This is a genomic window from Pseudomonas idahonensis, from assembly GCF_037903935.1.
Taxonomy (GTDB): Bacteria; Pseudomonadota; Gammaproteobacteria; order Pseudomonadales; family Pseudomonadaceae; genus Aquipseudomonas; species Aquipseudomonas danubii.
This window is the reverse complement of the sequence record NZ_CP149586.1, coordinates 866402-879671: the sequence shown is the minus strand read 5'-3', so window position 1 is coordinate 879671 and position 13270 is coordinate 866402. Positions and strand designations below refer to the sequence as shown.

At 63.1% G+C, this 13270-nt stretch carries 15 protein-coding genes and 1 pseudogene; 12 read left to right on the top strand and 4 right to left on the bottom strand.

Annotated elements, in window-relative coordinates; all coding sequences use genetic code 11:
* Window positions 1-71: 71 nt before the first annotated feature.
* Complete coding sequence (locus WIN67_RS03945) at window positions 72-854, top strand: helix-turn-helix transcriptional regulator (protein ID WP_339070663.1); 783 nt, start codon at window positions 72-74, stop codon at window positions 852-854.
* Between the two features lie 26 nt (window positions 855-880).
* Here WIN67_RS03945 and WIN67_RS03940 read toward each other — a convergent pair whose 3' ends face one another.
* Window positions 881-1198, bottom strand: coding sequence for a hypothetical protein (locus WIN67_RS03940; RefSeq protein ID WP_011059155.1), 318 nt, complete (start codon window positions 1196-1198; stop codon window positions 881-883).
* 367 nt (window positions 1199-1565) lie between these two features.
* On the opposite strand from WIN67_RS03940, the gene WIN67_RS03935 reads away from it, so the two are divergent.
* The 5 genes from WIN67_RS03935 to WIN67_RS03915 all read left to right on the top strand — a co-directional run bounded on the left by WIN67_RS03935 (window position 1566) and on the right by WIN67_RS03915 (window position 5481).
* Window positions 1566-2036 (top strand): hypothetical protein, encoded by a 471-nt coding sequence (locus WIN67_RS03935; RefSeq protein WP_222933437.1) that lies wholly within the window; start codon window positions 1566-1568, stop codon window positions 2034-2036.
* An 88-nt stretch (window positions 2037-2124) separates the two neighbouring features.
* Window positions 2125-2649 carry a hypothetical protein gene (locus WIN67_RS03930; protein WP_213664709.1) on the top strand — a complete coding sequence of 175 codons (525 nt, stop codon included), beginning with the start codon at window positions 2125-2127 and terminating at the stop codon, window positions 2647-2649.
* A gap of 126 nt (window positions 2650-2775) precedes the next feature.
* Window positions 2776-4242: an ArnT family glycosyltransferase gene (locus WIN67_RS03925; RefSeq protein WP_339070661.1), complete on the top strand. Its 1467-nt coding sequence runs from the start codon at window positions 2776-2778 to the stop codon at window positions 4240-4242.
* Between the two features lie 147 nt (window positions 4243-4389).
* Window positions 4390-4938 (top strand): hypothetical protein, encoded by a 549-nt coding sequence (locus WIN67_RS03920; RefSeq protein ID WP_249735472.1) that lies wholly within the window; start codon window positions 4390-4392, stop codon window positions 4936-4938.
* Window positions 4939-5022: 84 nt separating this feature from the next.
* Window positions 5023-5481: a hypothetical protein gene (locus WIN67_RS03915; RefSeq protein WP_102878303.1), complete on the top strand. Its 459-nt coding sequence runs from the start codon at window positions 5023-5025 to the stop codon at window positions 5479-5481.
* 42 nt (window positions 5482-5523) lie between these two features.
* Here WIN67_RS03915 and WIN67_RS03910 read toward each other — a convergent pair whose 3' ends face one another.
* The gene (locus WIN67_RS03910) at window positions 5524-6081 is read right to left on the bottom strand and encodes a pesticin C-terminus-like muramidase (protein ID WP_102878302.1); all 558 of its coding nucleotides are present in this window, start codon (window positions 6079-6081) and stop codon (window positions 5524-5526) included.
* Between the two features lie 168 nt (window positions 6082-6249).
* Here WIN67_RS03910 and WIN67_RS03905 point away from each other — a divergent pair, with 168 nt between their 5' ends.
* The 3 genes from WIN67_RS03905 to WIN67_RS03895 all read left to right on the top strand — a co-directional run bounded on the left by WIN67_RS03905 (window position 6250) and on the right by WIN67_RS03895 (window position 8027).
* The gene (locus WIN67_RS03905) at window positions 6250-6633 is read left to right on the top strand and encodes a transcriptional regulator (protein WP_102861053.1); all 384 of its coding nucleotides are present in this window, start codon (window positions 6250-6252) and stop codon (window positions 6631-6633) included.
* An 81-nt stretch (window positions 6634-6714) separates the two neighbouring features.
* Window positions 6715-7371, top strand: coding sequence for a DUF2589 domain-containing protein (locus WIN67_RS03900; protein WP_102878301.1), 657 nt, complete (start codon window positions 6715-6717; stop codon window positions 7369-7371).
* Window positions 7372-7442: 71 nt separating this feature from the next.
* On the top strand, window positions 7443-8027 hold the full coding sequence (locus WIN67_RS03895) for a DUF2589 domain-containing protein (RefSeq protein ID WP_102878300.1): 585 nt from the start codon (window positions 7443-7445) through the stop codon (window positions 8025-8027).
* A 38-nt stretch (window positions 8028-8065) separates the two neighbouring features.
* On the opposite strand, the gene WIN67_RS03890 is transcribed toward WIN67_RS03895, so the two are convergent.
* Window positions 8066-8740: a histidine phosphatase family protein gene (locus WIN67_RS03890; RefSeq protein ID WP_170001229.1), complete on the bottom strand. Its 675-nt coding sequence runs from the start codon at window positions 8738-8740 to the stop codon at window positions 8066-8068.
* Between the two features lie 493 nt (window positions 8741-9233).
* Between WIN67_RS03890 and WIN67_RS31045 the strand changes: the two are divergent.
* Window positions 9234-10112, top strand: a pseudogene (locus tag WIN67_RS31045) (methyl-accepting chemotaxis protein); the annotation flags it as partial.
* A gap of 42 nt (window positions 10113-10154) precedes the next feature.
* Window positions 10155-11018 carry a methyl-accepting chemotaxis protein gene (locus WIN67_RS31040; RefSeq protein ID WP_372342433.1) on the top strand — a complete coding sequence of 288 codons (864 nt, stop codon included), beginning with the start codon at window positions 10155-10157 and terminating at the stop codon, window positions 11016-11018.
* 262 nt (window positions 11019-11280) lie between these two features.
* On the opposite strand, the gene WIN67_RS03880 is transcribed toward WIN67_RS31040, so the two are convergent.
* Entirely contained in the window at window positions 11281-11673 is a 393-nt protein-coding gene (locus WIN67_RS03880) for a DUF3077 domain-containing protein (RefSeq protein ID WP_102878297.1), read from the bottom strand.
* A gap of 563 nt (window positions 11674-12236) precedes the next feature.
* On the opposite strand from WIN67_RS03880, the gene WIN67_RS03875 reads away from it, so the two are divergent.
* Window positions 12237-13265 carry an AraC family transcriptional regulator gene (locus tag WIN67_RS03875; protein ID WP_110595961.1) on the top strand — a complete coding sequence of 343 codons (1029 nt, stop codon included), beginning with the start codon at window positions 12237-12239 and terminating at the stop codon, window positions 13263-13265.
* Window positions 13266-13270: the final 5 nt, after the last annotated feature.

The window sequence follows — 13270 nt, the reverse complement described above, 5'->3', positions numbered from 1 at the left end:
GGGCCGAACTATCGCCGGAGCAGGCCATGGCCCGCTTGCAGTATCAGGTCAACTATCAGTAGATTCGGGCCATGCGACCTATCGATATCGATCCCTACGAAAACATCTCCCGAGACGCGCTGGTCACGGCCATCGACTATGCGGACGGCCAGTACTTCGCCGAACACCAGCATCGACGCGGGCAATTCGCCTACGCCGCTACCGGGGTCATCAGCGTCTACACCGAACAGGGCAACTGGGTGGTGCCGCCACAGCGGGCCATTTGGGTGCCGGCCGGGGTGACCCATGCCATGCACATGAGCGGGCCGGTGACCATGCTCAACACCTATGTGCGCCCCCGGGCAGCAAAGCGCCTGGGCTTACCGGAGCAATGCGAGGTGCGGGAAGTATCCGAGTTGCTGCGCCAGCTACTGCTGCGGGCCATGCACCTCCCCACGCTCTACGCCAGGGACGGTGTGCCGGGGCAGTTGATGAACCTGCTGCTGCATGAAGTCGCCAGCATGCCGGCCTTGACCCTCAACGCCCCGCTGCCGGACGAGCCGCGGCTGGCCAGGGTCTGTCGCGAGCTGCTGGAACAGCCATCGCTAGAGTTGGGGATCGATGCCATAGCCGAGCGCGCCGGCATGAGCCGTCGTACCTTCACCCGGCTGTTTCGCCAGCACACCGGCATCAGTTTCGTCGAATGGCGCCAGCAGGCCTGCCTGTTGGCGGCCGTGGTGCGCCTGGGCCAGGGCGAGGCCGTGACCCGGGTTGCCAGCGACCTGGGCTACAGCAGCCCGAGTGCCTTCAGCAGTGTGTTTCGCAAGGTCCTGGGCGAGGCGCCCAGTCGTTACTTTGCCCGGGCCCGGGCCTGAAGGACCCGAGCCTGAGCGAGGCCGTGCTACAGGAACACGGCGGACAACATCCCCAGCGCACCGAGGCAGAAGCCGATCAAGGCACCGCGCCCGGGCGCCTGCTGGAACAGCGCCCAGATCACCAGCGGCTCCAGAAGCAGCAGCGACGTCACCGAGACCACGGTGATGATCCAGATGTCGCCAACCGCCACGTAACCCAGCCAGTAGGCCGCCAGCAGGCAGATACCGCCCAGGCACATGATCAGCACCGGCAACGCCAGTTCGGCACCGGAGGTGTTGCCGGAATGGGCCAGCCGCGCCACCACCACTTCACTGTAGATGGCGCAAAACTCGCCCAGCACCATCAGCCCTACAGCAGAAACTCCGAGTAATTCTTTGGACATGTAACAAACCCCTTGGTATTGAGAGCCCGATTTTTCAGCTCCCAGGCATTGATCGCTCCGCTAACGGAGCCTGTATCTCGATGCGCAGGGGTACGGGGCAACTCGGTAATAGTCAGGAACTTGAACATGTCCATCTCCTTCTGGGTGGGTGACGCAAGCCGGGCCCGTGAACAGTCGACGGGCCGCTGCCTGTATAAGGGATTTTCTGCCCCGACGTCATCCACCAGAGAACATTGACCGCGAAAAAACCACGCAAACTCCACAATCAAACCGCCTGCTTGCCGATAGCCTGGGTCCGGTCATCCTCAGCCTGAAGCCCGTGCCCACCATGCCCCAAACGTCCAATTCCGTTCGCACCCTGAGCCCCTATCACTGGATCGCCACGTACTTCATCGGCGTTGCGGGACTGGCCTTGGCCCTGATGCTGGTGGTCAATCTGATCCTGCTGAGCACCAGCCAGACGCCGTGGCAATCGCTGCTCAACTCCCTGTCGTTCAGCGTGGCGGTGCTGATGGTGAGCCTGGTGCTGATTACCCTGATCGCCGCCTTGCCGTGCATCCTGTTCTTCTGGCTGGCCCAGCGCTTTACCTGGCGCCGCCTGTGGATCTACCTGGTGAGTGGAGCCCTGGCGGCGCAGTTCGCCATTCCCGTGATGACCCAGCTGCTCCCCGAACTCTTCAACCTCCCGCACGGCGTCAGCGCTGCGCTGCACTATTTACAGCTGGCATCGATGTTCGGCGGCTGCGGGGTGTTTCTGGGGGTAGTGTTCTGGTGGCGCAGCGGGCGTCACTTGCGCTGAGCCGAGCCTTTATTCACCACCGGCCCGACGCCAAGCAACCCGCCCCTTGAGCAGGGCCAAAGCAGCCACCCATATAGCGATCTTTTCCATGTCCGTAACAACTCCACCCCAACGCAGCGTGCAGCCAGAAGACTGGTTCGCCGCCTACTTCATCGGCGTCACGGCCATGGCCGTGATCCTGGCCTTGCTGATCATGCTGGCGATGCTGGCCAGCGCCGGCTCGTTGAACGCAGACATCATTACCCAGACGCTGTTCGTGGGCCTGCTGACCCTGGTGGTCAGTGGCGTGCTGATCGGCATTATCACGGCCCTGCCCTGCGCCCTGTTCTTCTGGCTGGCCCAACGGTTTGCCTGGCGCAATGTGCTGATCTACCTGTTCTGCGGTGCACTGGCGGCGATGCCGACCATTCCCGTGGTAGCCAGCCTGGTGCCCTCCAGCTTCTATACCGACCGCTACGAGGATGAACCGCTACCCGACGGTTTGCCGCGCTACCTGCCGCTGGCGCCATTGTTCGGCTGCTCGGGGGCTTTTCTGGGGCTGGTTTTCTGGTGGCGCAGCGGCCGTCATCTGCGCAGATCAACTCCCCAACACCGCGCGAACCGGTCCGCCTGAGCCCTCAAGACCGAACCGCACCTTTTCCCCCTACTTGTTCACAATTTGTTAAGAGTTGCCTCCGTATACTTTTGCGCTTGCCCGCGGCCTTCCGGCTGCGTCCCTCGATCTGCCGGCGCAAAACTCATGTCACGACCCGCTCCGCTGTTGTTCCTGCTGGCCTGCCTGCTGTTCTTCTTCGCCCTGGGCAACCACCAGTTGCAAGGTTCCACCGAAGCCCGGGTCGCCGGGATCGCCATGGAAATGCACCTGGATGATGACTGGGTCACGCCGCGCCTGTTCGGCACGCCGTTTCTGGAGAAACCGCCCCTGAGCCTGTGGCTCGACGCCGGCGCCATCCGCGCCTTGGGCGGCACGCCGCTGGCGGTGCGCCTGGCCTCGGCCTTCGCCGGGCTGATCAGCGTGATGCTGCTGTACGCCATGCTGCGCCTCTTCGGCCGGCCGGCCACCCTGGCCGCGGTGGCCGGGCTGATGCTGGCGACCATGGCCAGTTACTGGAGCAACGTGCGCGGCGTGGGTGAAGATGCCCTGCTCAGCCTGGGGGTGACCCTGGCCCTGCTGGCGTTCTTTCAGGCCCAGCGCCGTCAGGCCGAACGGCAACCGGCGCTGCTGGCCTGGCTGGCGTTTGCCGTCGGCATCGCCATCGCCACCCTGAGCAAGGGCGTGCTGGGCCTGGCCATGCCGGGGGTGGTGATCTTCACCTACCTGCTGGCCGACAGCCTGATCGAAAAACGCTTCACCCTCAGCCACTGGTTGCGCCCCGGGTTGCTGACCCTGCTGGGCCTGGTACCGCTGATGATCTGGCTGTCCCTGCTCTACCAGCGCGGCGGCCTGCAAGCCCTGGGCGAAGTGCTGTGGACCAACAGCGTCGGGCGCTTCGGCGGCTCCTTTGTCGAAGCCGGGCACTACGAACCCTTCTATTACTACCTGGCCAAACTGCCCCAGGCCTTCCTGCCGTGGAACATCCTGGTCTACCTGGGGTTGTGGCACTTTCGTAAAACCCTGGTGCAGAACCGCTACCTGCTGTTCTTCAGCCTCTGGTTGCTGGCGCAGTTCACCCTGCTGTGCCTGGCCTCCAGCAAACGCACGGTGTACCTGATGTCCCTGACCCCGGCGGCGGCGGTGCTGGCGGCGGAATATGGCGCGGTGCTCTACCAGCGCCTGGCCCAGCGGGCCCTGGGCACGGGTTTCTGGAGTGCCGTGGGGCGCCAGCGCAAGGGCTTGCTGATAACGCTCATGGCCCTGGTGATCGGCGGCTATCTGGCCAACGCTCAATGGGCTGCGCCCAAGGCCGACCGCAAGCTGTCGTTCGTCCCGGTGACCGACCGGATCATGGCGTTGCAGGGGAGCGGGCACCAGCTGGCGCTGTACCAGGCCAACGAGCGCATCGCCGGCGCCAGCGTGTTCTACACCCAGAGCCTGCTCAAGGACCTGCAGACCGAGGCGCAGTTGCTGGCCTTTCTCGCCGAATCGCCGCAGCACATGGCGGTACTGGGCGGCGCCGAAGCGCCCAAGCCGCCGCTACAGATCCAGCAGACCCTCATGGTCGGCCGCCAGGCCTACTACTTCGTCAGCCTGGCGCCCGCCGGCTGAAGCGCAAAAAAACGGCACCTGAATCAGGTGCCGTTTGCCCATCCCCGCCGCCCACACCCCTTGAACCCTTTCCCGCTGATACCCGCACGCCGCCCTTGAAACCATGACTCCTGCCCAACGACGGGCAATCCCCCCAAGGAGTCAGTCATGAGCATCACTGTTACCACCTCCACCCTGGACCAGGCCGTCGCCCAGAAGCGCTTCGACGATGCCTGCCGCTACCTGCGCCAATCCGATCTGGCCAACTTCCTCCTCGACGAGCTGATCGCCGTCAAAGAGGAACTGACCGTGGAAGTCACCAACTCCTCGGCGGCGGACAAGACCGACCGCTGGATTCCTCCGGCCGCCAACTCCACCACGTCCGCCGGACGCGTGGTGTGGAACCTCAAGTCCCAGGTGTACGCCATCGAGAAACAATACAAACAGCCGGACCTGAGCAACTTCCAGAAATTCCTCGCGCTGTTCGCCAGTGACCGGGTCGAGCGTCTGTCCCCGGCCCTGGTGCTGATGCATGAGTTGGGGCACGCCTGCCAGTTCCTCACCAACAAGGCCGAGTTCCGCAAGCAACTGGCGGACAAAAACATCCTTGAAGTGGAAAACATCAACGTCAACGCCATCGAGAACACCGTGGCCAAGGAGCTGACGGCGAAAAACAACAAGGAAGGCCTGCGCTGGGACTACCTCGACGCCCGCTGAGCCTTGTCCCCCGGCGATGCCCTGTCGCCGGGGTCCTCCCTGTGTTCGTGTCAGGCCCTAGCGGCCTGCAAAAGGAGTTGCCCCATGTTGATTCTGCGTTCACTGATCATCGGCCTGAGCCTGTTGGCCAGCGCCGCCCACGCCCTGGAAACCACCAGCACCCCGGCCGAAACCCTGAAGGCCTACGCCGCCACCCTGGGGAGCACCGCCGGCAGCAGCCAATGGCAGCAGCTGTGGAAACGCGCCCGGGACCAGGGCGCTTTCAATACCGCGGGCGAACAACCGCGCTTCACCATCACCCAGGACAAACTGCCGGACATGGCTCGCACCACCTTGAGCAATGCCAGCAGCGTAACCGCGCAAAACACCACCCAGGCGCTGTACCGCCATGAGTTTGCCACGCCCATCGGCCAGGCCCAGGGCAAGTCCCTCAAGGCGCTGTGCCTGTTGGTGGATTGGCGTTCGCTGCCCACCGGCACCCGGCCCGATGACACCAGCCACATGGGCAGTGCGAGCCTGCTGCAAATCATCCCCTGCCCCTGAAACCGACAAGCCGCCCAGGCCGTTAGCCTGGGCGGCAAGGGCTCATGAAGCGATCTGCGAGCTCAGCAGATCGGCCTCCTTGCGCCGACGAGTGCCGTAGCTGTCGCCAAAGTTACGCAGGTTGGCCAGGGCACTGGACCAGTCGCGGGCCACCACCTGGGCCCAGAACTTCGGCGTGCGGCTGGCCAGGTCGCCGTACTGAAAAGCCACCGAGGCGATCACGGTCTGCATCGGTGCCGGCAGTTGGGCGAAATCCACCCCGCTGGCCTTGGCGTAGTTCGCCGCCAGGCGATCGACAAAGGGCGCCTTGAACGCCTCATCGATCAGCTCGGCCTCGTCACTGCCGATGCTCAAGGGCTGGCCATCGAGAAACGCCTTGGCCTTGAGCCCTGTCAGGCCCAGGTAGGGCGTCAAGCGCCGCACCAGATCTGCCGGCAGATTGAGCGCCTGCAAATCCTTCACCCCTCGCTGCCCCAGATCGAAGCCCGTGCCCACCGTGACCCCGCTCTTGCTGTTGGCCGCATCAGGCACATAACCGCGGGTCATGGCACCGCCTTCCAGAGCGGCGATAAAACTGAAATCAATCGCATAGCGTGACATGGATATTTCCTCCTCCAGTTGAAGAAAATCCAGTGCATCACCAGCGACCGATACAACATCAGAATGTAATAGTTCCCTTTAATAGGGGGGAAATTTCCCACTGAACAGAGGACGACACACCTCCTTAGGATCGAACCAGCTGTATTCATAATTCCAAGGAGGTACCAAATGGACGTGAAAGACCTCAGTCTTATCGATATTCGCCAGCTACCCCATTCACTCCAGGCCCTCATCGACTGCATCGGCCTGGAAAACGCCTACCGCCTGACACGTGAATACGGCGGCCGTCCTAAGTACATCCCCAAGCACGCCGAGCGCACTTCGCTGGCGCTGATCCTGCCTCCCGATGCTCTCAACGCCCTGATCGAACGCTTCGCCGGACTGGCCCTGGAGATCCCCAAGGCCGACCACTTCTGTCGGCAGATCCGCAACCAGCACATCCAGCTGGAAAGCCTGGGAGGCATCTCCCGCAGCGTCCTGGCAGACAAGTACGGCCTGAGCCTGCGGCAGATCGGCAACATCCGCCGCCTGGAAGCCAACACTCACCGGTAATCGATTCCCGCTGAATCGGCGGCGCGGGCTTGCTTAAGGTGCAAGGGCGCAACTCGCGCATAAACGATAAGGAGATTGACCATGCCAGATATCGACAAGGGCTTGATCGGCGGCGTGATTGCCGCCCTGCCCCTGGACAAGATGATCACCGGTCCGTTGATGGCAATGATCCAGGCGCAGGTCGCCGCGAGCAAAGCCTATGCGGACTTCCTCATGGGTGTGTGTATCCAGAACGGCCAGGCGGTATCGGTGCAGTTCGACTACGACGAAACCCTGGTGGATGACCAGGGCGTCTACAAGGGTACGGTGAAGAAGTCGATGCGCATCCCGCTGCTGGCGGCCATCAGTCACCCCAACATCACCATCGAGGAAGGCTCCATCGAGTTCGAGCTGACCATCAGCCAGATGGCCGAGGACACCAGTTCCACTGAAGCCTCCGGCAGTTTCGAGGCGAAGATGGGCTGGGGCCCGTTCAGTGTTTCGGTCAAGGGTGCGGCGAGCCACAAATCCACGCAGACCCGCAAGACCGACACCCGGGCACGCTACGCCATCAGCACCAAGATCGTCCGCCAGGACCCACCGGAAGCCCTGATGCGGGTGATCGACTTCCTCACCGACGCCGCCACCAAACCGGTGATGCTGCCGAGCGCCACCGCCACCGACACCGACAAGCTGCCCACCGCCAACGCGCTGAAAATGCCCGATGCTCCGGCGGAAAACAGCGGCAACAAGCCCTGACAACCACGCTTGACCCACCCGCCCCGCCGCCACGGCGGGGCACTTCAGCCATCGAACAAGGAGCATGATCCATGGCGTTTTTTTCCCGTCGCAAGGAGCCCATGTCCGCCAGTGACCTGAGCCACATCACCCGTGGCATGCACCAGGCCGCCGCCGCGACCCACAACCTGATCGCCCAGCAATACATCAAGTTGTTCGACCAGTTCTTCGACTACAACGTCAACGACCTGGGTACGCCGATGAAGGCCAAGATGGTCGAGGTGGCCCTCAACGAACAGCACATCATCAACGTCCCGTTGATTGCCCTGGTCTCGCCCAAGGGCCTGGCCCTGCACAAGATGACCGTCGACCTGTCGGTGCGCATGCAGGGCACCGAACTGCAGAAGGCCAGCCACGACCTGGAGAATGGCGAGCTGCAGAGCGAGAAGTTTTTCGTCACCTTCGGCAGCGGCAAACGCGAAGGCCAGGAGCGCGACCCGGACGAAGTGCAGATCTGCATGGAGTTTCGCGACTGCGAGCCGCCGGAGGCGATCCAGCGCCTGATCGAGGAGTTCACCAATCTGATCAGTCCACAACGGATCAATGAAGGTCCTGCGCCCGGCGCGCTGGCTACTGCGGCAACCCCTCCCGCCGATCCGGACCTGCTGGCCCCCTGAGCCTGATCACCGGCCGCGACGGCCGGCCCCGGGGGCCGTCAGGGCTTGAGGTTTACCGAACGCCAGTCACTGGCCTCGATCATCCCGAGCATCTTCGGCGCCCCGTTGAGGGTATCGGTAGACACAAACAGCGAGGCGCCGTAACCCAGGGTCGGGGTCGACAGTTTCAGTTCCTGCTCCAGTTGGTCCATGCATTCACTGTGGGTCACCAGCACCAGATTGCGGCCAGCGACCTTATGCGCCAGCACGTCGCGCAGCAGGCCGTTCTTGCAGTTGTACAGCCAGTCATCGCCACTGCTGACCTTGCTGAACATATAGCCGGCCGTCTGCGCGGTACGGGTCAGGGGGCTGTTATAGAGGTCGGTGCGTTCCAGGCCCAACTGCTCGAACTGCGCGCCAATGCTCACCGCCACCTCCCGCGCTCGATCGGTAATGCCATCGGCGGGCCCGAGACAGGTGGCACTGGAGCGATCGCAGCGCTCCACGTGGCGCACCAGGACAATCATGTCGCCCTTGGCCCAACTGCGGGTCAAGGCCCTGATCCCGGCCACGTTGCCGTGGGCCAGGTCCGGCACCGCCGCCGGCTTGAGCAGGTACAAACTCAAGGGGAGCAGCAGCAACACGCCCAGCAGCGCCAGTGCGTTCTTGTAACGGACCAGGGAACGCCTAAAGGGCGGACGCTTGGCCACCGCCAGCACGAGTCTTGTAGCCACAGTCCTGCCGCCCTTTGAGGGTGATCCGGTTTTTTGAGCAGCGCGTAGCGAGGCTACAGAACCCGGATGACAATTGAGCGCTGCCGGGCACGCTGGCAGCAACCGGACCGACTCTAGGGCGCACACCGTGGGGGAGCGGTGAAATCAATGTGAAAAAAAGCTCAACGCACGGGCGGTTCATCCCGCAAAATAACCATCCATCGCCGAAAACATTGTCTTGGGACAATGCGGACGAAATCGTTTCAGCTATGGCACATCCCGCCGATACACCCCCTACAAAACACCTTGCTGGTCACCAACAACAACAATCTTCCAGCCAACTCAAGATCAAGAAGAGCTATGTTCCTGGAGGAATTCAATGAGTAGTTGGTTTGCCAACATCAGCGTCAACCTTAAGCTGGGCATGGGTTTCGGCCTGGTCCTGGCCCTCACCGGCATCCTGGCACTGACCGGCTGGACCAGTCTGGGCAACCTGATCGACCGCAGTAACTGGATGAGCGACATCACCCAGCTCAACAGCGGCCTGACCAAACTGCGGGTCACCCGTCTGCAGTACATGCTGGCCAACGGCGACGAAACCGCCGCCCAGGGCGTGCAGAAGACCCTGGATGATTTCAGCGCCCAGCAGAAAAAACTCCTGGCCACGTTCCAGAGCCCGGAAAACATCAAGCTCCTGCAAGGCCTGGGCGCGACCATCAGCGCTTATCAGGACTCGCTGAACAAGATGCGCAATGCCTACCGCACCGGCGACGCTGCGCGCCTGGCGATGAACCAGAACGCCGAACGCGCCAATGACCTGATCAATGGCATCAACACCTGGGTCAAGCAACTGCCCCTGAGCGACGAGCGCTTTACGCAGTTCCAGGCCATCACCCAGGCCAAGGAAGCCTTCCAACTGGCGCGCTATGAAGTGCGCGGCTATGTCACCACCAACAACCCGGACACCGAACAGAAAGCCGTCACCCAGCTCAACGCGGCCATTGCCGAAATGGATCAGCTCAAGAGCCATTTCAGCAGCACCCAGCGTGATGCCCTGCAACAGCTGGAAACCGCACTGAGCGGCTACCGCAGCTCGCTGCAGGCCTTCAAGGTCGCCTTCACCGACGCCGTGCAGGCGCGCAAGGAAATGACCGAGCAGGGCGCCGACATCGTCAGCCGCAGCGACGCCCTGTACCAGATCCAGCTGGAGCGCCGCGATATCGAAAGCGCCCAGGCCCGCAGCCTGCAATTGATCAGCACCCTGCTGGCCCTGCTGGTGGGCGTACTGGCTGCCGTGATCATCACCCGGCAGATCACCCGTCCGCTGCGGGAAACCCTGGCCGTGGTCGAGCGCATCGCTTCGGGCGATCTCACCGAAAACCTGCGGGTGACCCGTCGCGATGAACTGGGCGTGCTGCAACAAGGCATCGTGCGCATGGGCGTGACCCTGCGCGAACTGATCGGTGGCATCCGCGACGGCGTGACCCAGATCGCCAGCGCCGCCGAAGAACTGTCCGCGGTGACCGAAGAAACCAGCGCCGGGGTCAACAGCCAGAAAGTCGAGACCGACCAGGTGGCCACCGCCATGCACGAGATGACCGCCACCGTGCAGGAAGTCGCGCGCAATGCCGAAGAAGCTTCCCAGGCCGCAGCCGCCGCCGACGGCGAAGCCCGCGAAGGCGACAAAGTGGTGGCCCAGGCCATCGAGCAGATCGAGCGCCTGGCCAGCGAAGTGGTGCGCTCCACCGATGCCATGACCGTGCTGCAACAGGAAAGCGACAAGATCGGCAGCGTCATGGACGTGATCAAGGCCGTGGCCGAGCAGACCAACCTGCTGGCGCTGAACGCCGCCATCGAAGCCGCCCGTGCCGGTGAAGCCGGTCGTGGTTTCGCCGTGGTCGCCGATGAAGTGCGGGCCCTGGCCCAGCGCACCCAGAAGTCCACCGAAGAGATCGAAGAACTGGTGGCCGGCCTGCAGAACGGCACCCAGCAAGTGGCCACGGTGATGAACAACAGCCGCAGCCTGACCGACAGCAGCGTCGAGCTGACCCGCAAGGCCGGTGCCTCGCTGGAAAGCATCACCCGCACCGTGTCCAACATCCAATCGATGAACCAGCAGATCGCCGCTGCGGCCGAGCAGCAGAGCGCCGTGGCCGAAGAGATCAGCCGCAGCATCATCAACGTGCGCGACGTCTCCGAACAGACCGCCGCCGCCAGCGACGAAACCGCCGCCTCAAGTGTTGAACTGGCGCGCCTGGGCGGCCAGTTGCAGATGATGGTCAGCCACTTCCGCGTCTGATTCGCCGCGCCCCTTCGGTCCTGTAGCCGCTGCCGCAGGCTGCGACAAGGACCGAAGGGCCTTCCTAGGCCCTCAAGAGCTTGAACAAGGGTGGCGGCTGCGTGCAGGCCTGCAATGCCAGGAAGAAGCAAACCTGGTGGATCCGAAAATCCGCCAGCACGCAACCGCCATTAATTGACACGGCTACAAGCGTGATTGCAAACACGCTTGATGTACCACTACCGGTTTAGGTTAGCCCGGTCCCTGCCGGCGACGTCCTGCCCTACCCCGCCGGTTTACTAGCGCCATCCAACAGCGCATCCACCACCGCCCGCGCCATCTCCACCGAATGAATCATCGACCAGATCAGCCCGCGCTCGATGCCGCTGGCGCTGGTGATTTCGTCGGCCGTCTCTTCCGCGCACTTGAGCAGCAATGAAACGTGCAGCAGCGCCTCTTCGGCATTGACCCCTTCACATACCGCAAACAGCGGACGGCCCTCGCCATCCCGACAACCAAAGCGGGTGCTGCCAGTGGCAGTGAAGTGCTCATGCAAAGGGGGCGAAAGCGCGGTGTTTTGCAGCGCCTGTAGCAAGGTCTTGTTGGGTTCTTCCAGCGCAGTGATCAACTCACGGCTGGGTTGCAGAACGGGTGGGTCGGGAACGATCTTCTTCACGGCAAAACTCCTGGAGAAGTTGAACCGCCACGCATCGCTACCAAACGATCAAGGTGGCGGCCATACGCAGGTTGGTAGACCGGGACTCCAGGAAACCCAGCGCACACGAGGTGCCCTGCGCACAGCCGCCATAACACGTCGACAGATTAAGGCCTGTCGAAAGTCAGCGGCGCTTGTGCCTGAAGTGATGCGGGCTACCAAACCCGATCGCTGAAATGCAGCGACGGCCGAAGACTAGCCCTGGACATTCGATAGGCACAAGCCATGCAAACAGTTGAAATGTAACGGGTGGATTCTCGCGGAAATGCCCTACAAATCAAAGCGAAAATCCGCCATCAGAGGCAAACTTTATCGCATCCCTGTAGCCGCTGCCGCAGGCTGCGACAAGGCCCGCAGGGCCTTCCGAGGCCCTCAAGGGCGGCGTCCCCTTCGGGGCCGGTCGCAGCCTGCGGCAGCGGCTACAAGAAGCGGGGTCGCCGGCCATTTACAGCGCTTGGGGTTTGCCCTTACCTTTCCCGGTCCGCGTCCTGCTGTCCGAAGGATCTGTCACCAGGAATATCTCGATGCCCAGCCTCGGTTTTACCTCGGTCCCACCCTTGCTCAAATATCTGCTCTATGCCGAGCAGCTGGGTATTGCCACGGCGCCGGCGCTGGCGGCGGCGGGGCTTGAGGCCGCGCAGTTGAACGACACCAGTCTGCGCCTGCCAGTGGAGGTGCATGAGCGGTTGCTCGACTACTTCTGCCAGCATTCCGGCGATCCGCTGTTCGGGCTCAATTCGGCGCGCTTCGTCAAACCCAGTTCCTGGAATGTGCTGGGCTACATCACCATGAACTGCGCCACCCTGGGCGAGGCCATGGGCCGCATCATGCCGTTCGAGAAGCTGGTGGGAGACATGGGCACCAGCCGGGCCGAGGTGGCGGGCGATCAGGTGCGGCTGATCTGGAGCTGTCGTCATCGGCGCCCGGACATTCGCCGGCATCTGGTGGAAAACGTGCTCGCCTCCTGGCTGTTGTATGCGCGCTGGATCGCCGACTCGCAGCTCTCCCCCACTGCGGTGTGGTTCGAGCACTCGCTGCCGGAGCAGGCCGAGGTGGCGCAGTACGAGGCCCTGTTCGGCTGTCCGGTGCTGTTCGGGCAAGCCTGCTCGGCCCTGGTGGCACCGCTGCACTACCTGCAGTTGCCCCTGCGCCAGGCCGATGCGCGGCTGCTCAAGACCCTGGAGGATCACGCCCAGGCGATGATGGCCTCGTTGGCCGATGCGCCCCTGGCGTTGCAGGTGCAGAACGTGTTGCGCCAGTTGCTCAAGGACGGCCTGCCGCGCAAGGAGCAGGTGGCGGAGCAGTTGCAGATGTCCGAACGCACGCTGCAGCGCCAACTGCAACAGGCCGGCACGTCCTACCAACAGATTCTTGATGACTTGCGCCAAGAGCTGGCCGAGCACTATCTGCGCCACAGCGAGCTGTCGATCCAGGGGATCGCCGATTGCCTGGGCTTTACCGAATCCCGTTCATTTCACCGCAGCTTCAAGAGCCGCACCGGGTTGACCCCGGGGCAGTTTCGTCAGACCGCGCTGAACGCCGGCAAGGCCTGAGCCCG